Annotated in this window: 16 protein-coding genes; 5 read left to right on the forward strand and 11 right to left on the reverse strand. The window is 67.8% G+C overall.

Annotated features, from left to right (window positions below; translation table 11 throughout):
* Positions 1-88: 88 nt before the first annotated feature.
* The 7 genes from QMO14_RS05290 to QMO14_RS05320 all read right to left on the reverse strand — a co-directional run bounded on the left by QMO14_RS05290 (position 89) and on the right by QMO14_RS05320 (position 6,491).
* The gene (locus tag QMO14_RS05290; protein WP_301505186.1) at positions 89-730 is read right to left on the reverse strand and encodes a DUF3299 domain-containing protein; all 642 of its coding nucleotides are present in this window, start codon (positions 728-730) and stop codon (positions 89-91) included.
* 3 nt (positions 731-733) lie between these two features.
* Positions 734-1,996, reverse strand: coding sequence for an ABC transporter permease (locus QMO14_RS05295; RefSeq protein WP_301505188.1), 1,263 nt, complete (start codon positions 1,994-1,996; stop codon positions 734-736).
* Complete coding sequence (locus tag QMO14_RS05300; protein ID WP_301505190.1) at positions 1,993-2,742, reverse strand: ABC transporter ATP-binding protein; 750 nt, start codon at positions 2,740-2,742, stop codon at positions 1,993-1,995. The genes QMO14_RS05295 and QMO14_RS05300 overlap by 4 nt, the downstream gene beginning before the upstream one ends.
* Positions 2,743-2,746: 4 nt before the next feature.
* Entirely contained in the window at positions 2,747-3,325 is a 579-nt protein-coding gene (locus tag QMO14_RS05305) for a DUF2796 domain-containing protein (RefSeq protein ID WP_301505192.1), read from the reverse strand.
* Entirely contained in the window at positions 3,322-4,230 is a 909-nt protein-coding gene (locus QMO14_RS05310) for a sulfurtransferase (protein WP_301505194.1), read from the reverse strand. The genes QMO14_RS05305 and QMO14_RS05310 overlap by 4 nt, the downstream gene beginning before the upstream one ends.
* A gap of 53 nt (positions 4,231-4,283) precedes the next feature.
* On the reverse strand, positions 4,284-5,201 hold the full coding sequence (locus QMO14_RS05315) for a DMT family transporter (RefSeq protein WP_301505384.1): 918 nt from the start codon (positions 5,199-5,201) through the stop codon (positions 4,284-4,286).
* A gap of 150 nt (positions 5,202-5,351) precedes the next feature.
* On the reverse strand, positions 5,352-6,491 hold the full coding sequence (locus QMO14_RS05320; protein ID WP_301505195.1) for an aromatic ring-hydroxylating dioxygenase subunit alpha: 1,140 nt from the start codon (positions 6,489-6,491) through the stop codon (positions 5,352-5,354).
* Positions 6,492-6,797: 306 nt separating this feature from the next.
* On the opposite strand from QMO14_RS05320, the gene xseB reads away from it, so the two are divergent.
* The 4 genes from xseB (at position 6,798) to QMO14_RS05340 (ending at position 11,232) form a co-directional block, all read left to right on the forward strand.
* The gene (gene xseB, locus QMO14_RS05325) at positions 6,798-7,064 is read left to right on the forward strand and encodes an exodeoxyribonuclease VII small subunit (protein WP_007829283.1); all 267 of its coding nucleotides are present in this window, start codon (positions 6,798-6,800) and stop codon (positions 7,062-7,064) included.
* Positions 7,061-7,993 (forward strand): polyprenyl synthetase family protein, encoded by a 933-nt coding sequence (locus tag QMO14_RS05330; RefSeq protein ID WP_301505210.1) that lies wholly within the window; start codon positions 7,061-7,063, stop codon positions 7,991-7,993. The genes xseB and QMO14_RS05330 overlap by 4 nt, the downstream gene beginning before the upstream one ends.
* 171 nt (positions 7,994-8,164) lie before the next feature.
* Complete coding sequence (dxs, locus tag QMO14_RS05335; RefSeq protein WP_301505386.1) at positions 8,165-10,036, forward strand: 1-deoxy-D-xylulose-5-phosphate synthase; 1,872 nt, start codon at positions 8,165-8,167, stop codon at positions 10,034-10,036.
* Positions 10,037-10,149: 113 nt separating this feature from the next.
* Entirely contained in the window at positions 10,150-11,232 is a 1,083-nt protein-coding gene (locus tag QMO14_RS05340) for a TRAP transporter substrate-binding protein (RefSeq protein ID WP_301505212.1), read from the forward strand.
* 91 nt (positions 11,233-11,323) lie between these two features.
* Here QMO14_RS05340 and QMO14_RS05345 read toward each other — a convergent pair whose 3' ends face one another.
* Positions 11,324-13,174, reverse strand: coding sequence for a TRAP transporter large permease subunit (locus QMO14_RS05345; RefSeq protein ID WP_301505214.1), 1,851 nt, complete (start codon positions 13,172-13,174; stop codon positions 11,324-11,326).
* Positions 13,175-13,194: 20 nt separating this feature from the next.
* Positions 13,195-13,830, reverse strand: coding sequence for a TRAP transporter small permease subunit (locus QMO14_RS05350; RefSeq protein ID WP_301505216.1), 636 nt, complete (start codon positions 13,828-13,830; stop codon positions 13,195-13,197).
* 166 nt (positions 13,831-13,996) lie between these two features.
* Between QMO14_RS05350 and QMO14_RS05355 the strand changes: the two genes are divergently transcribed.
* Positions 13,997-15,286: an SUMF1/EgtB/PvdO family nonheme iron enzyme gene (locus QMO14_RS05355; protein ID WP_301505218.1), complete on the forward strand. Its 1,290-nt coding sequence runs from the start codon at positions 13,997-13,999 to the stop codon at positions 15,284-15,286.
* Between the two features lie 12 nt (positions 15,287-15,298).
* Here the strand turns inward: QMO14_RS05355 and QMO14_RS05360 are convergent, their stop codons facing one another.
* Both QMO14_RS05360 and QMO14_RS05365 read right to left on the reverse strand, forming a co-directional pair.
* On the reverse strand, positions 15,299-16,741 hold the full coding sequence (locus tag QMO14_RS05360) for an MFS transporter (RefSeq protein ID WP_301505220.1): 1,443 nt from the start codon (positions 16,739-16,741) through the stop codon (positions 15,299-15,301).
* A gap of 93 nt (positions 16,742-16,834) precedes the next feature.
* The gene (locus tag QMO14_RS05365; protein ID WP_301505223.1) at positions 16,835-17,965 is read right to left on the reverse strand and encodes a 2-aminoethylphosphonate--pyruvate transaminase; all 1,131 of its coding nucleotides are present in this window, start codon (positions 17,963-17,965) and stop codon (positions 16,835-16,837) included.
* Positions 17,966-17,986 lie beyond the last annotated feature (21 nt).

The following is a 17,986-nucleotide window of genomic DNA, read 5'->3' on the forward strand; positions in this document are numbered from 1 at the left end:
TGTCGGTTCCGTGCCGTCAAGCCTGTCGGCGCAGAACCACAGGGCGCGGAGGCTGCGGCCTCTTCTCGGCCGCCTTATCCGCCGCCTTCTACTTGGCGCCGCCGGTGTACTTCGTGACGGTGGCCGCGCTCACGTGATAGCCGCTCACGCCCATCATCGAATCGTTGCGCAGCGTCTGCAGCTTGCCCGTCACCCACACCGTGTCCATCGCGCGGAACTTGGCGCCCTTCTGCGGCACCACGTGCAGGATCTGGTTGGCCGGCGGTGGCGGCGTGTGGATGCAGGCGCCGAAGTAGGGCACCAGCAGGAACTCGGTGACTTCGCCCTTTGCTTCTTCGAGCGGCACGATGAAGCCCGGGATCTTGATCTCGGCGCCGTTCATCGCAGGATTGGTCGGTGCGTTGTTCGACACCTCCTGCATTTTCATGAGCAGTTCGTTGGCGCGCGGGTCGCCGTCGTCGAGCGCGCTCAGGTCCATGCCCTTGAACTCCTTGGCCGGGTCCCAGTCCTTGGGCACCAGCTCTTCCCAGGTGATCTGGCGCGGCTGACCAGGCGTGGCCTTGGCGGCTGCCGGCGCCGCCGCCTTGCCGCCCAGCGGGTTGGTGGCGGTAGTGTCCTTGGGCGCGGGCTCGGCGGCCCATGCGGCTGCTGCGAGGCCGGCACCGGCGATCAGGATTGAAAGCCGGGTGAAAGCTCTGCTCGTGGACGTCGTGGTTCGTACGAAGGGCATGGTTCAAATCCTCGGCGAGAGGCCGTCTGCAAGGGAGAGGCGATAGGCGCGAATGCCGGGCAGGAGGCTTGCCAGCCATCCGGCGACCAGCAGGCTTGCCATCAGCAGCCATTCGTTCAGTGTAGGTTCTGAGAGGCTCAGTGTCAGCCCGAACTGCGACTGCAGCCATGGCGAGAGCAGGGCGATGCCAAGCACCGCCATCACCACGCCCAGCGCCACGCCGAGCACGGTGACCAGCGCGCCTTCGAGCGCGAGCAGCGCCAGCACGTGGCGCAGACCTGCACCGACTGCGCGCAGCACCGCAAGCTCGCGGCGGCGTTCATTGAGACCGGCCATCACCACCGAAACCAGCCCCGCGAGGCTCACCAACGCGACCAGTGCCGACATCAGCAGCAGTGCGTTCTCACCGATGCCGATCACGCTCCAGAGTTCGTCGAGCGCCACGCCGGGCAGGATGGCCATCAGCGGTTCGCCGGTGTAGGTCGAGATCCAGCGCTGCACGCCGAACACGGCCGCACGGTTCTTCAGGCCCACCAGCACGGCCGTCACGTTCTTGGGCGTGAGGTCGAACTTGCGCACCTGCTCGGGCGAGATGTGCACGCCCGGCATCGGCGCGCCGCCCACCCATTCGAGGTGGATCGCTTCCATGGCCGCGAGGCCGATGTGCACCGTGCGGTCAACCGGCGTGCCGGTGCGCGCGAGCACACCCACCACGGTGAAGGGCTTGTCCGCATGCTCGGCTACGTTGAGCTCGCCGCTGCCATGCGAAAGCGTGATCTTCTGGCCCACGTGGTAGCCCAGCTTGTCGGCCACTTCGGCGCCCACCACCGCATCGAACAGCTCGCTGAAGGGCTTGCCCTCGCGCAGCTTCAGCGTCTGTTTGTCGCCATAGCGGAAGTGCGTGAAGTAGTCGGGGGAGGTGGCCAGTACCGCGAAGCCGCGATGCGAATCGCCCAGCGACAGCGGCACCACCCAGTCGACGCCCGGATGCGCCGCGAGCGCCTGCACGCTCTTCCAAGAAATGTTGTTGGTGGCTGCGCCGATGCGGAACACCGAGTACAGCAGCAGCTGCGTCGAGCCGGTGCGCGCGCCCACGATCAGGTCGGTGCCCGAGACGGAGGATGCGAAGTTCTCGCGCAGTTCTGTGCGGATGCGTTCCACGCCCAGCAGCAGGAAAGTCGACAGCGCGATGGAGAACATCGTCAGCGCGAGCGTGAAGCGCCGGTTCCAGGCGCTGCGCCATGCAATGGAGAAAAGTGCCTTCATGCGTCCACTGCCATCGCGCTGGTGGCCGCGCGGTTGATCTCGGGCAGCAGCACATGCCGCGCGAAGCGTTGTGCGATGCGCTGGTCGTGGCTCACGAACACCAGCGCACTGTGGTGCTCGGCGCAGGCCGTCAGCAGCACGTCGAGGAAAGCTTCGCGCCGGTCCTCGTCGAGGGCGGATGTGGGCTCGTCGGCGATCACCACCTCGGGCTGGCCGATGAGCGCGCGCGCGGCGGCCACGCGCTGCTGCTGGCCCACGGAGAGCTGCAGCGCCTGTCGCTTCCACAGGTTGCGGTCCAGGCCCATCTGGTCGAGCAGGTGCTCGGCCTCGCCGCGCGAGCTGCCGTTGCGCGATGCATTGGCCTCGCGCCGCTGCGAGAAGCGGCAGGGCAGCAGGACGTTGTCGATCACGCTCAGGTAAGGCAGCAGGTTGAACTGCTGGAAGATGTAGCCCACGTGCGCCACCCGGCAGCGGTCGCGCTGCGTGCCCGAGAGCTTGGACCAGTCGTGGCCCAGCAGCGTGACGCGGCCTTCGTCGGCCACCAGCACGCCGGCCAGCAGCGATAGCAGCGTGCTCTTGCCGCAGCCGCTCGGGCCATGCAGGAACACCGATTCGCCGGCCGTGATGCGGAAGGCCTCGATGTCGATGCAGGGGGCCTTGGCCGAGGACCATGTGAAGCGCAGCGCCTCGGCCGCGAGCACGACGCGCAGGGCAGACGGGGTCTCCGCCTGTGGATGGGCGCTCACGGCGTCACTTGCCCCAGCTCAGGCGCGCGGGCTGCGAGGCCTGGGCGCCGGCGGGGCGCTTGAGCTGGCGCTTGAACTGGCCCTGCGCGCTGGCGATCTGCGAGTCGATCTGGCGCAGGCCCTTGAACGCACCGAACAGGTTCAGGTCGATGAACTTCGCGGCGGCCGCGTTGGTGCAGTTGAAGGAGAAGGTGGCGTCGAGGTCGGCATGGCCGACGGGCTCGTTCGGGTCGGGGTTGCCGAGGCCCAATGCGCCGGAGCGCAGGTCGACCGGGCCCAGCTTGCAGTTGGCGGCGGGGTCGACGATGAAGAGCTTGTCGGCCGCGCGCAGCTGGGCGACGGCCTCTTCGACGGTCTTTTTCTCGGCGTCGGTCTTGGGTGCGCGCTCGAAGCCCACGATGTTGTCGAGCGGGGATTCCATGTCGATCACCACCGTGGGGCCGTCGACGGCCACATCGAGCTTGATCTGGCCGTGCACGTGGGCGTGCTGCTGCTGGGCCTGTGCGGTGAGGAACGGGGCCGCCGCGAAGAGCGCGGCTGCGATTGCGAGACCGGCGGTGCGTCGGAGTCGGATGTGCTTCATGGTTCAGCGCCTTGCCGGGTCGGCAGCCCCGGCGTGTTGCTCCATTCGCTCCAGCTGCCGGCATAGAGCGCGGTCGTCCCGAATCCCGCGATCTGCATGGCGAGCAGGTTGGGCACGGCGCTCACGCCGCTGCCACACTGGTGGACGACGGTCGCCGCATCGCGTCCCGCGAGCAGCGCTTCGAACTCGGCACGCAATTGCGATGCCGGCTTGAACTTGCCGTCCGGGCCGAGGTTGTCGGCGAAAGGCCGGTTGAGGGCCCCGGGGATGTGACCGGCGATCGGGTCCAGAGGTTCCACCTCGCCGCGGTAACGTGCACCGGCGCGTGCGTCGATCAGGTTCTGGTCAGGCTGGCCGAGCCGGCGCAACACTGTTTCAGTGGTCACGAGCTTCGCGACGGGCTCGCCCGCGACGAAGTTCGACTGGAAGCGCGCGGGCTCCTCGCGGCCGGTGACCTCGCCACCAGCGGCCTGCCAGGCCTGCAACCCGCCGTCGAGCACGGCCACGGCGTCGTGGCCCATCCACTTGAGCATCCACCACAGGCGGCCGCAGTAGTTGGCGCCGTTGCGGTCGTACACCACGGCCTGCATATCGTTGGAGAAGCCGACGCTGGAGAGCCACGCCGCGAACTTCTCGCGGCTGGGCAGCGGATGGCGTCCGCCCGAGGCGGGCACGCCGTCTTCCTGCGCCACGACCACCTCGCCGTGCGCGCCGGGGGCACCGTGCTTCGCGCTGAGGTCGGTGTCGAGGTTGGCGTAGAGCGCGCCCGGAATGTGCGCGGCCGCGTAGAGCTGCGCTCCGGCTTCGGGCTTCATGAGCTCGAAGCTGCAGTCGAACACCATGAAGGGCTGGCCGCCGGCCTGCAGCCGCTGGAGCTGTTCGACGGAGATGAGGGTGGTGTACATGGCGTCTGCTCCTTCGAAATCTGAAAATCCGGCGATGCCGTTGCGTGGTTCGCTCAGTGTTCCTCGGCGGGTGCCTTGGGCACCGCCCGTTGTCGCAACACGGTTGCAGCAATGCCGCTGGCGATGATAAGGGCCATGCCCGCCCAGCCGGCCGCGTCGATGCGGTCGTCGAACAGCACCACGCTGTAGAACGCCGCGAAGACGATGCCCGAATACTGCAGGTTGGCGACGACCAGCGTGCCGGCCTGCGTCTTGGCGGTGGCGTATGCGCGGGTCATGCACAGTTGTCCGAGGGCGGCCAGGAATCCGATCGGCAGCAGCCACAGCGCATGCTGCCACGTCCATGAGGTGTCGCCCGAGAAGCCAGTGAATGCCGTAGCGATGCCGCCCGCCACTGCCGAGCCCACCGCGAAGTAGAAGACCGTGCGCAGTTCGGGCTCGCCGATGCGCGACAGCGCCACCACCTGCATGTAGGCAAAGGCGGCCGTCAGCCCCGACAGCAGGCCCAGCAGGCCGGCGAAGCCTTCGTTGCCGTTCACGCTGGGCTTGAGCATGAGCACCACGCCCACGAAGCCCGCGAGCACCGTCATGGCCAGCGCGCCCTGCAGCGGCGGGCGCTCCACGCGGCCGTCGCGCCCGGGCACCGGCACCCAGGCCAGCAGCGCGCCGCCGACCAGGAAGGCCGCGACCCACACGCTGCTCATGTAGTTGAGCGTGACGGCGGTGGCCAGCGGCATGTGGGCGATGGCATAGAACCACGCGCCCAGCGACACCACGCCGATGGTGCTGCGCCAGGCGTGCATGCCGGGGTAGCGGGTGGCCAGCGACACGCCGCGGTTGCGCGCCAGCAGCCAGAGGAACACGATGCCGATCAGGCCGCGCCCGAGCACCATCTCGCCGCTGTTGAACCACGCCGAGGCGACTTTCACGGCCACGCTCATCGTGGCGAACAGGAAAGCTCCCAGCACCATCCACAGGGCTTGCACTATTGGCTCTCCCCCAGGCTTCGCGCACTTCGTGTCGCTTCTCCTGCCCCCTCACCGGGGGCAACACCAGAGGCCCGGCAAAGCCGGTTCCTCGGTGTTCCCTGAACACCTGCGGGTGTCACTGCGTTCATCGACTCAGGCGTTCTGCATTGCGGTGCGGTACCACTCGTGGAACTGCTGCATGCCGTCTTCCATCGGGCTCTGGTAGGGACCGGTCTCGTTGTCGCCACGCAGCATCAGCGCGCGGCGGCCGGCGTCCATGCGCTCGGCGATCTCGTCGTCTTCCACGCAGGTCTCCATGTAGGCGGCCTGCTGGGCCTCGACGAACTCGCGCTCGAAGGCGACGATTTCCTCGGGGTAGAAGAACTCGACCATGTTGAGCGTCTTCGTCGGGCTCACGGGGTGCAGGGTCGACACCGTGAGCACGTGCGGATACCACTCGACCATCACGTGCGGGTAGTAGGTCAGCCAGATGGCGCCGTACTTCGGCGGCTTGCCCTCGCGGTACTTGAGCAGCTGCTCCTGCCACTTCTGGTAGACCGGGCTGCCCGCGCGGCCCAGGCGGTTGGCCACGCCCACCGTCTGCACCGAATAGCGCGGCTTGAACTCCCAGCGCAGGTCGTCGCAGGTGACGAAGCTGCCCAGCCCGGGGTGGAAGGGGCCGACGTGGTAGTCCTCGAGGTAGACCTCGATGAAGGTCTTCCAGTTGTAGTTGCACTCGTGCAGTTCGACGCGGTCGAGCGCGTAGCCGCTGAAGTCCAGGTCGGCCTGCGGGCCGAGGCCGGCCATGTCGGCCGCCACGTCGGGGCCCGAGCCGTCGGGGTTCTTCTCGAACAGCAGGCCGTTCCACTCGGTGAGCGGGTAGTTGTGCAGGTTCAGGCAGGGGTCCTGCTCGAAGTGGGGGGCGCCGATCAGCGTGCCGGTGGTGCGCGGGTCGCTCGCGGCGTAGGTCCAGCGGTGCAGCGGGCAGACGATGTTGCCGCCCGACTGGCTCTCGAGCTGGCCCCGGCCCTGCAGGATCAGGGCCTGGCGATGGCGGCAGACGTTGGAAATCAGTTCCACGCCCTTGGGCGTGTGGACGAGTGCACGGCCCTGGTGTTCCTGGGGCAGGGTGTGGAAGTCGCCCATCTCGGGCACGGCCAGGCGATGGCCGACATAGCGGGGCCCTCGCGAGAAAAGGTTCTGCATCTCGCGGGCGAAGAGCGCCTCGTCGAAATACGCGGAAACTGGAAGTTGGCTCGCGGCCTGCTGCAGTTGAAGACTTAAATCAGACATGGAGGACCTGACCAAGCTCCCCACAGGGAGAAAAGGAAGAAAAAGAACGGAAGGCGCCGCCGGAAGAATTGGCTGGGCGGCCCGGAGCAGTGTTGAACGTCGTCAACGAGAGAAGTTCGCATTGTACCCGGGGCCGTTTTTTCGTCCCCGGGGCTTTCTATGCCATTTCGCGATGTGCGATGGGGCTTGCGCCACGGGAAACGCGCCACGCGCTCCGGCCAGCCCCCGGGGGAGGTGGGGCGAGCGGGCCGCCACTTGTCCCGGTCACGGTCCTAAAATGCCCCGTTTCACCCACGTTTCGCTTGCATGCCCAAGGTGCCCCCCCCTTCCTCGTCCAGTCCGGCGGCAACGCCCGACACGGGTCCGCTGCCTGCCAGTTACGAAGCCGGGCTCCAGGAACTGGAGCAACTGGTCGCGGAACTCGAATCGGGCCAGCTGCCGCTGGATCAACTGCTCGTCAGTTATCAGCGCGGCGCGGCGCTGCTCGCCTTCTGCCGCGACAAGCTGCAGGCGGTCGAAGACCAGATCAAGGTGCTCGATTCGGGCAGCCTGAAGGTCTGGACGCCTGAATGAGCGCCGCCACGCTGAATTCCGCCCACTGGGACGCCCGCACGCTCGCCGGCTGGAGCGAACCCCATCTGGCGAATGTCGAATCTGCGCTGTCGCGTTGGGTCGGCGTCGATGCCCCGGTGTTGCTGGGCGACGCCATGCGCTACGCCGTGCTCGACGGGGGCAAGCGCCTGCGGCCGCTGCTGGTGCTGGCCGCCAGCGAGGCCGTCGGCGGCAATGCGGCTGCCGCGCTGCGCGCGGCCTGTGCCACCGAACTGATCCACGCCTATTCGCTGGTTCACGACGACCTTCCGTGCATGGACAACGACGTGCTGCGCCGTGGCAAGCCCACGGTGCACGTCAAGTTCGGCGAAGCCGACGCTCTGCTGGCCGGCGACGCCCTGCAGGCTCTGGCCTTCGAACTGCTCACGCCTGAAAGTGACGAAGAAGGCGACGAGATTCCCGCGGCCACCCAGGCCCTGTTGTGCCGATTGCTCGCCCGCGCCGCGGGCAGCCAGGGCATGGCCGGCGGCCAGGCCATCGACCTGGCCAGCGTCGGCATCGCGCTCAATGAGGCGCAGCTGCGCGAAATGCACCGCCTGAAGACCGGCGCGCTGCTGCAGGGCAGCGTCGAGATGGGCGCCGCTTGTGGCTACGTCGGCCCGATCGCCCTGGCTGCGCTGCGCGACTACGGCGCGGCCATCGGCCTCGCGTTCCAGGTGGTCGATGACATCCTCGACGTCACGGCCGATTCGCAGACCCTGGGCAAGACCGCCGGCAAGGACGCCGCCGCCGACAAGCCTACCTACGTGTCGCTGCTCGGCCTCGACGGCGCCCGCACCCAGGCCCGCCAGCTGCTGGCCGATGCGCTCGCCGCGCTGGAGCGCAGCGGCCTCGCCGACACCGCGGCATTGCGCGCGCTCGCCCACATGGTGGTCGACCGCGACCGCTAGGATGAAACTGCCCCCCAGTCTTCGCGCACTTCTTGCCGCTTCGCCAACCCCCTTCCAGGGGGCGATACCAGCGGCCCGGCAAAGCCGGTTGCGCGGTGTCTCCCGACTGAATCGCGGCAGTTTCGTGCGTTGCGGGCCGCACGAAGCGTGATCGAACACTGAGAAAAGAAAATACCTCCCATGGCTGCTCCGCTGCTTCCCACATTCCACGACCCCTCGCCCATCCGCAAATACGACCGGGCCCAGCTGCGCCAGCTGTCCGACGAGGTGCGCGCCTGCGTGCTCGACAACGTCTCCCGCACCGGCGGCCACCTGAGTTCCAACCTGGGCACCGTCGAGTTGACGGTCGCGCTGCACCACGTGTTCAACACGCCGCACGATCGGCTGGTGTGGGACGTGGGCCACCAGACCTATCCGCACAAGATCCTCACGGGCCGGCGCGAGCGCATGCCCACGCTGCGGCAGATCGGCGGCATCTCGGGCTTTCCGCAGCGCACCGAGAGCGAGTACGACACCTTCGGCACCGCCCACTCGTCGACCAGCATCTCGGCCGCACTCGGCATGGCCATGGCCGCCAAGCAGAAGGGCGAGGACCGCTACACCGTCGCCATCATCGGCGACGGCGCGCTGACCGCCGGCATGGCCTTCGAGGCGCTGAACAACGCGGGCGTGTGCGACTGCAAGCTGCTGGTGATCCTGAACGACAACGACATGTCGATCAGCCCGCCGGTGGGCGCGCTCAACCGCTATCTCGCGCAGCTGATGAGCGGCAACTTCTATGCCGCCGCCAAGAATGTCGGCAAGAGCGTGCTGCGCAACGCGCCGCCGTTGTTCGAGCTGGCCAAGCGGCTGGAGCAGCATGCCAAGGGCATGGTCGTGCCGGCCACGCTGTTCGAGCAGTTCGGCTTCAACTACGTGGGCCCCATCGATGGCCACGACCTCGATTCGCTGGTGCCCACGCTCGAGAACCTCAAGCACCTCGATGGCCCGCAGTTCCTGCACGTGGTCACGAAGAAGGGGCAGGGCTACAAGCTGGCCGAGGCCGATCCGGTGGCCTACCACGGCCCGGGCAAGTTCGATCCGCAGGTGGGGCTGGTCAAGTCCACCGCCGTCGCCAAGCAGACCTTCACGCAGGTTTTCGGCCAGTGGCTGTGCGACACGGCGGCCGCCGACGGCCGGCTCGTGGGCATCACGCCCGCGATGCGCGAGGGCTCGGGGCTCGTGGAGTTCGAGAAGCGCTTCCCCGACCGCTACTACGACGTGGGCATCGCCGAGCAGCATGCCGTGACCTTCGCCGCCGGCCTGGCCTGCGAGGGCCTGAAGCCAGTGGTCGCGATCTATTCGACCTTCCTGCAGCGCGCCTACGACCAACTGATCCACGACGTTGCCATTCAGAACCTGCCGGTGGTGTTCGCGCTCGACCGCGCGGGCCTGGTGGGCGCCGACGGCGCGACGCACGCGGGCGCATACGACATCCCGTTCCTGCGCTGCATCCCGAACATGAGCATCGCCTGCCCGGCCGACGAGTGCGAGTGCCGCCAATTGCTCACCAGCGCCTATGAGCAGAACCATCCGGTGGCCGTACGTTATCCGCGCGGCTCGGGTGCCGGCGTGGCGCCGCATCTCACGCTCGATGCGCTGCCCTTCGGCAAGGGCGAGGTCCGCCGCGAGGGCAAGGGCATCGCCATCCTGGCCTTCGGCACGCTGCTGTATCCGGCGCTCACGGCGGCGGAGTCGCTCGACGCCACGGTGGTCAACATGCGCTGGGCCAAGCCGCTGGACGTCGAGTTGCTGCTGAAGGTCGCGGACACGCACGATGCCATCGTCACGCTGGAAGAGGGCGCGGTCATGGGCGGCGCGGGCAGCGCGGTGCTCGAGGCGCTGCAGCATGCCGGCGTGCAGAAGCCGGTGCTGCAGCTGGGCCTGCCCGACCAGTTCATCGAGCATGGCGATCCGGCAAAGCTGCTGGCGGGCATCGGCCTCGATGCCGCGGGCATCGAGGCCTCGATCCGCGAGCGCTTCGCTATCCGGAGCGCAGGGTAAACCCCGGCCGGACACCTGTAAGCGCTTTTTACAATCAAGGAGACTTACCCGAAAGTCCCCAGCGCGGTCACAAGCCGCGTTTCGTTTTTCTAAAAGAACCCGGAGTGAATTCAATGGATCGTCGTTCCCTCATAAAAAACGCCGGCATCGCCGGCGTTTTGGCCGCCGGCATCGCACCCGCCGTCCATGCGCAGACCGCAGTGCGCTGGCGCCTGGCGTCGAGCTTCCCCCGTTCGCTCGACACGATTTTCGGTAGCGCCGAAATGCTGTCCAAGACCGTCAAGGCCTTGTCCGGCGGCAAGTTCGAAATCTCCGTGCACCCCGCCGGTGAACTGATGCCCGCCTTCGGCGTGGTCGACGCTCTGCAGGGCGACACCCTCGAAATGGCGCAGACCGCCGCCTACTACTTCACCGGCAAGGACCCGATCTTCGCGTTCAGCTGCGCAGTGCCCTTCGGCCTGACCGCGCGCCAGACCGACTCCTGGAAGGAATACGGCAACGGCCGCAAGCTGCTCGACGCCTTCTTCGCGCAATACAACTTCCGCACCGCCAGCGCCGGCAACACCGGCACGCAGATGGGCGGCTGGTACCGCAAGGAAATCAAGACGGTCGCCGACCTGAAGGGCCTGAAGATGCGCATGGGCGGCGGCGTGTTCGGCGAGGCGATGGCCAAGCTGGGCGTGGTGTCGCAGAACATGCCCGCCGGCGACGTGTACCAGGCGCTCGAGAAGGGCACGCTGGACGCGGCCGAGTTCGTCGGCCCCTACGACGACGAGAAGCTGGGCTTCAACAAGGTTGCCCCGTACTACTACTACCCCGGCTGGTGGGAAGGCGGCGCCGACCTCGAGTTCTTCATCAACAACAAGGCCTACGCCAAGCTGTCGGACGAGAACAAGGCCATCCTCGACGCGGCCACCAAGGTTGCCGCACGCGACATGATCGCCAAGTACGACGCCTACAACCCGGTGGCGCTCAAGCGCCTCGTGGCCGCCAAGACGCAGCTCAAGCCGTTCCCCAAGGCGGTGATGGACGCTGGCTTCAAGGCTTCGATGGAAGTCTTCGCCGAGCACGAGGCCAAGTCGCCCGAGTTCAAGAAGATCCACCAGGACATGCGTACGTTCCAGCGCGACCAGATCCTGTGGAACCGCTTCTCGGAGTACCCGTTCAACCAGTACATGAACACCGTCAAGATCTGATCCTGCCGCGGTTCACATGAAAAAGGCCGGCCCGTGCGAACGGGCCGGCCTTTTTTTCATGTACGCCCCGGAAGGCTCCGGGGCGCGACGCTCAAGGCTTGGCCTGCTGCTTGAGCGCGTCCTGCATCGCCTTCATCGGGTCGTCGCTGGCACCGCTGTCCGCCGGGGTGGGCTCGGGCGCGGGCGCGGGCGCCGCCGTGCCTTCCGCAGCCGGTGCCGCGGGTTCAGCATCCGGCGCCGGCGCAGGCTCGGGAGGGGCGCCGTAGGGGTCGGCGGGCGTAGCGTCGTTCTCGGGCTGCAGGCTTTCGCGCATCTGGGCACCGATGTCGTCGAGGTTGACCTTGACCTCCTTGTCCAGGCTGCCCGTCACGATCTGCGGGAACGCGATCAGCACGCTCACCATCGTGAGCTGGATCAGCACGAAGGGGATCGCGCCCTTGTAGATCTGCATCGTCGTCACGGGCTCCATGACCTTCTGCGTCACCCGGTCGACGTACTGCTTGTCGGGCGCCACGGAGCGCAGGAAGAAGAGGGCGAAGCCGAAGGGTGGGTGCATGAACGAGGTCTGCATGTTCACCGCGAGCAGCACGCCGAACCAGATCAGGTCGATGCCCAGCTTGTGCGCCACCGGCGCCAGCAGCGGCACCACGATGAACGACAGCTCGAAGTAGTCCAGGAAGAACGCCAGGAAGAACACCAGCACGTTCACCGCGATCAGGAAGCCCACCGGGCCGCCGGGCAGGCCCGACAGCAGATGCTCGACCCAGATCGGGCCGTCGGCGGCCTGGAACACCAGGCTGAACACCGTGGCACCGATCAGGATGAACATCACGAAGCTCGACAGCCTGGTGGTCGAGGCCAGGGCCTGCTTGAGCAGCGGCAGGCTCATGCGACGGCGGATCCAGGCCATGACCAGCGCGCCGACCGCCCCCATCGCGCCGCCCTCGGTGGGTGTCGCGACGCCCAGGAAGATGGTGCCCAGCACCAGGAAGATGAGCAGCAGCGGCGGGATCAGCACGAAGGTCACGCGCTCGGCCAGCCGGGACAGCAGGTTGAGCTTCAGGCCTTTGTTGATCAGCGCGATCACCAGCGCCACGAACACGCCGCCGCACATGGCGACCACGACCTTCTCGTCGGTGGCCACGAAGGTGACGGGTTCGCCCTGGAACCAGGTGTGCACGGCCTCCATGTTGCGTGCCAGCACGACGGCCACGACGGCCGACAGGGCGGTGATGCCGACCAGCGAGGGATAGCCGCCGCTGCCGTTGGGCTCGCGGAAGGTGCGCGCCTCGGACGGCAGCGCAGGCACCTGAGCGGGCTTGAAGATCGCGAGGAACACGACGTAGAGCACGTACAGGCCCATCAGCATGAAGCCGGGCAGGAAGGCGCCCTTGTACATGTCGCCGACGCTGCGCCCGAGCTGGTCGGCCATGATGATCAGCACCAGCGAGGGCGGGATGATCTGCGCCAGCGTACCCGAGGCGGCGATGACGCCGCTGGCCAGCCGCCGGTCGTAGCCGTAGCGCAGCATGATGGGCAGCGAGATCAGGCCCATCGAGATCACCGAGGCAGCCACCACGCCGGTGGTTGCCGCGAGCAGTGCGCCGACGAAGATCACCGCCAGGGCGAGGCCGCCGCGCATCGGGCCGAAGACCTGGCCGACCGTGTCGAGCAGGTCTTCCGCCATGCCGCTTCGCTCGAGGATGAGCCCCATGAGCGTGAAGAACGGCACCGCCAGCAGCGTGTCGTTGGCCATGATGCCGATCAGCCGCTGGGGCAGCCAGGCCATCACCGAGGACTGGAACACGCCCAGCTCGACGCCGACGAGGCCGAAGAACAGGCCGCAGGCACCGAGGCTGAAAGCGACCGGGAAGCCCAGTAGAAGGAAGCAGATCAGCCCCGCGAACATGATCGGGGCGAAATTGGCGACGATGAATTCCATGGTGTTCGGTGCTCGCCTGTTCAGTGCTGAGGCTTGGGCGCGGCGCCCGTTTCGGCCGCGGCTTGTGCGGCGTCCTTTTCGGCCTGCAGGCGCAAGGCCTCGATCAGCTCGGCCTCGGCCGTCTTGTCGGTCAGGCGGCCCATCGGGTCGGGGCCCTGGCCGCGCAGGAAGGCGATGCGCTTGATGAGCTCCGACCAGCCCTGCAGCAGCAGCAGCGTGAAGCCGGCCGGCAGCGCCGCCCACACGGGCCAGCGGATCAGGCCGCCCGAGTTGCCGGACATTTCGCCCGATTGATACATCTGGATGACCACGGGCACCGACAGGTAGAGCACCGTCAGGCACAGCGGGGTCAGGAAGAACGCGAATCCGATGATGTCGATCCAGACCTGCTTGCGCTTGGACAGGCGGCTGTTGAGCACGTCGATGCGCACGTGTTCCCGGTGCAGCAGCGTGAAGCCGGCGGCGATCAGGAACGACCAGGCGAACAGATACCACTGCACTTCGAGGAAGGCGTTCGAACTGGTATTGAGCACCTTGCGCACGATGGCGTTGAGTGCGCTGATCACCGTGGCGGCCAGGATCAGCCATATCGCGTACTTGCCCACCTGGGCGTTGAGCCAGTCGATGGCCCGGGACAGCTTCAGCAAGCCTTGCATCACATCTCCATTTTTGTATTGGATCGCCTCCATATACGAACGCACCCGACGCACCGGCGTTGTGCGCCGGCGGGTCGGGTGCATGAGGCGGGGTGGATTTTATAGGTGCAATCGAAAGTGTCGTTTGGGGGGCTACCCGGGGGAAGGGCCGTGGCGATAATGCCGGATGGCCCACACACCGCGCCTTCCTCCGGCCGCGGCTGCGGCAACGCCGCAGTCCATCGACTCCCCCGACATGTGCCGGGCCGGCCGCGACATGCTGTCGCTGGCGTTGATCGACGCTCGCAACCACACCCTGCACCTGTTGTCGCTCTTCGAGCAGGCGCTGGGGCGGGCAATGCGCGTGGAGCCGATGCCCGACGTGGTGCCGCCCGTCTGGCTGGCCGGCTACATCGGCTGGTTCGCCGAATGGTGGATCGGGCGCAACACGCAACGCTCCTTCGGCAGCGACTGTCCGGTGCGTCCGACCCGGCTGGCGTCCATCGAGCCTGGCGCGGACGACTGGTGGAGCCTGCAGCGGATGCCCCGGGCGCAGGAGCACGCAATTCCGGACCTGCCCGATCTCGCGCAGACCAAGGCTTATCTCCTGGACACGCTGGAGAGCACGCTCGACCTGCTCGACAACGCGGCCGAGACCGATGCCGGGCTGTACTTCTACCGTCTCGCGCTGTTCCACGAGGACATGCGCGGAGAGCAGTTCGTGGTGATGGCGCAGACGCTGGGGCTGCCGCTGGGCGTCGAGCAGGCGCCCATCGCCGTCACCCGCGAGCCGCTGCTGTTGCCGGCCACGCGCTGGGAGCTGGGCATGCCCGAGAGCGGCTTCGCCTTCGCGCAGGAACGCGCCGCGCACCGGGTGGACGTACCCGAATTCGAGATCGACGCGCAGCCCGTCACCTGGAACCAGTACATCGAGTTCGTCGAGGACGGCGGCTACGACCGCGAGGAACTTTGGCACGGCGAAGGCTGGCGCTGGCTCGGCGCGCAGATCGAGGGCCGGCGCGGGCCGCGCCACGTCGAGCAGATCGGCGCGGCGCGCAACGGCACGGGCGGCTCGGTGCTGCAGCGGCGCTTCGGCGCCACCGTGCGCGCGGCCGGCCACCACAGCGTCGTGCACCTGAACTGGTGGGAGGCCGATGCCTGGGCACGATGGGCCGGGAGGCGCCTGGCTACCGAGGTCGAATGGGAGATCGCTGCCCACCACGCCGTGCGGCGCGGCTTCCGCTGGGCCGACGTTCATGAGTGGACCGCGGGCACCTTGCAGCCCTGGCCCGGCTATCGGGCCGATCCGTGGAGCGAGGGTACCGGGTTCGATCCGGCAGCGGGCTTCGGCCGGGCACGCGTGCTGCGTGGAGCGTCGTTCGCGACGCGGGCACGCCTGCGATCGCTGCGCCGCCGCGGCTTCGCGCTGCCGGAGCGCGACGACGGCTTCTTCGGCTTCCGTACCTGCGCGCTCTGACTGTAAAGCTGCTCAGCGCTCGCCGCCGGTCTCGGAGGCAAGCGGCGGCGCCACTTCCTCCAGCGGCTTGCGTTCCGCATCGACCGCGTGGCGCAGCGCCAGCAGCCCCGCCACGATGACCAGTCCGGCCCCGATGCAATAACCCACCATCACGGCGCCGCGGCTGCCGGTCTCGATCAGCAGGCCGAACAGCAGCGGCGCCGCGAAGCCGCCCGCGCCCATGCCGACCGCATAGAAGATCGCGATGGCGATCGCGCGCATCTCCAGCGGAAACACCTCGCTCACGGTGAGATACGCCGAACTCGCCGCCGCCGACGCCAGGAAGAACACCGCCGACCAGCACAGCGCCTGACTGCGTGCGTCGAGCCAGCCCTGCATGAAGGCCCAGCCGGTGAGCGCGAGGCCGACGCCCGCGAGCACATAGGTCAGCGCGATCATGCGGCGCCGGCCCACACTGTCGAACAGCGGCCCCAGCAGCAGCGGCCCCAGCACGTTGCCCAGCGCGAACGGAAAGATATAGAGCGCCACGCTACCCTCGGGCACGCCGTAGAAGCGGGTGAGCACCAGCGCGTAGGTGAAGAAGATCGCGTTGTAGAAGAAGGCCTGCGAAATCATCAGCGCCAGCGCGACCATGCTGCGTTGCGGATAGCGCTTGAACAGCACGCGGGCCACCTGGCGCATCGGCGGGCTGTTCGGTCTGGCGGCTGTGTAGTTCACGACGAAGCCCCGCGGCGCCGGCAGCGGGCCGTGCTGCGCCTCAACCTCTGCTTCTATGCGCTCGACGATGCGTTTCGCCTCGTCGGCCCGCCCGTGCGCAATGAGCCAGCGCGGGCTCTCGGGCACGTGGCGCCGCACCAGCAGGATGGCCACCGCCAGCACCGCGCCCAGCGCGAACCCGGCGCGCCAGCCCCACACCGGGCCGATCACGCGCGCGTCGAGCAGCACCAGGCTGAGCGCCGCGCCCAGCGCGGCACCGATCCAGAAGCTGCCGTTGATCGCGAGGTTGACACGCCCGCGCACCCGCGCCGGAATCAGTTCGTCGATGGCCGAGTTGATGGCCGCGTACTCGCCGCCGATGCCCAGCCCGGTAAGGAAGCGACACAGCGCGAAGAAGGCGAAGTTCGGCGAGAAGGCCGTGGCCAGCGTGCCCACCGTGTAGACCGCCAGCGTGATCAGGAAGAGCTTCTTGCGCCCGAGCCGGTCGGTCATGCGCCCGAAGAGCAGGGCCCCGACCACCGCGCCCGCCACGTACACCGAGCCCGACAGCCCGATCTCGCCGGCCGTGAGCCCCAGCGTGTCGGGCCGCTCCAGAACCGCGCCGATGGAGCCCACCAGCGTGACCTCCAGGCCGTCGAGAACCCAGGCCACGCCCAGCGCGATCACCACGCGCCAATGCCAGCGCGACCACGGCAGGCGGTCCAGGCGGGCGGGGATGTCGCTGCGCAGAGCCGTCATGCGCGAAATTATGTGAAGCGCGCCGGCTCCACGGTTGTAGGACCGGCGCTGCAATGCGCCGGTCGAATGGCTCTGGCGTTCGGGTCCCGGCGTTCAGGCCGCGACGGGCACCGACACCTGCCGGATGCCCATGGCCTCGAGCGTGTCGGCAATGGCCGCCACCGCGCCCGGGATGCCCGCCTMGCCGAAGTGCCCCATGCAGCCGACGCGGAAGGTCTCCACCTGCGTCAGCTTGCCGGGGTAGAGGATGTAGCCGCGCTTCTTGACCTCCTGGTAGAAGGTCTTGAAGTTGTAGTTGGCGTCGTCCGGCGCGTGGAAGGTGATGATGATCGGCGCCTGGATGGCCGGGTCGAGGAAGCTGCGGAAGCCCAGCGCGGCCAGCCCGTCGATGAGCCCCTTGCAGTTGCGCGCGTAGCGTGCGCCGCGCGCCTTCAGGCCGCCTTCCTCGACGTACTGCGCAATGGCTGTGTCGAGCGCCGCGACCACGTGCGTGGGCGGCGTGAAGCGCCATTGCGTGGTCTTTTCCATGTACACCCACTGGTCGTACAGGTCCATGCTCAGCGAGTGGCAGTTGCCTTCGCATTTTTCGAGCGTGCTGCGCTTGATGACCACGAAGCCCATGCCCGGCACGCCTTCGAGGCACTTGCCCGACGCGGCGACGACCGCGTCGAAGGGCGTCTTGCGCGCATCGATCTCGATGGCGCCGAAGGAACTCATGGCGTCGATGATCAGCCCGCAGCCGTGCTTCGCGACGACCATCGCGATCTCGTGCAGCGGGTTGAGCACGCCGGCGCCGGTCTCGCAATGCACCACCGCGACGTGGGTGATGCTTGGGTCGGCCGCGAGCGCGCGGTCGACGTCGGCGGGCGAGACCTGCTTTTCTTCCGTGTAGTCGATGGTGCTCAGCTTGCGCCCGAGCACCTTGCAGATCTTGGCCAGGCGCTGGCAGTAGGCGCCGTTGCTCGGCACCAGCACATGGCCGTCGCGCGGAACCACGGTGCCGATGGCCGCTTCCACCGAGAAGGTGCCGCTGCCTTGCAACGGAACGCATTCATGCGTGCCCGTGCCGTGCACGATGTTCAACACTTCCTTGCGGATGCGCGCGGTGATCTGGTTGAAGTCGGCGTCCCACGATCCCCAGTCGCGCAGCATCGCATTGCGTGTGCGGTCCGAAGTGGTCAGGGGGCCGGGGGTGAGCAGGATGGGGTAGTCGGCTTGACTCATGATGTCTCCAGGCAAGGAAGG

This window comes from Variovorax sp. CAN15 (assembly GCF_030462475.1).
Lineage (GTDB): Bacteria > Pseudomonadota > Gammaproteobacteria > Burkholderiales > Burkholderiaceae_C > Variovorax.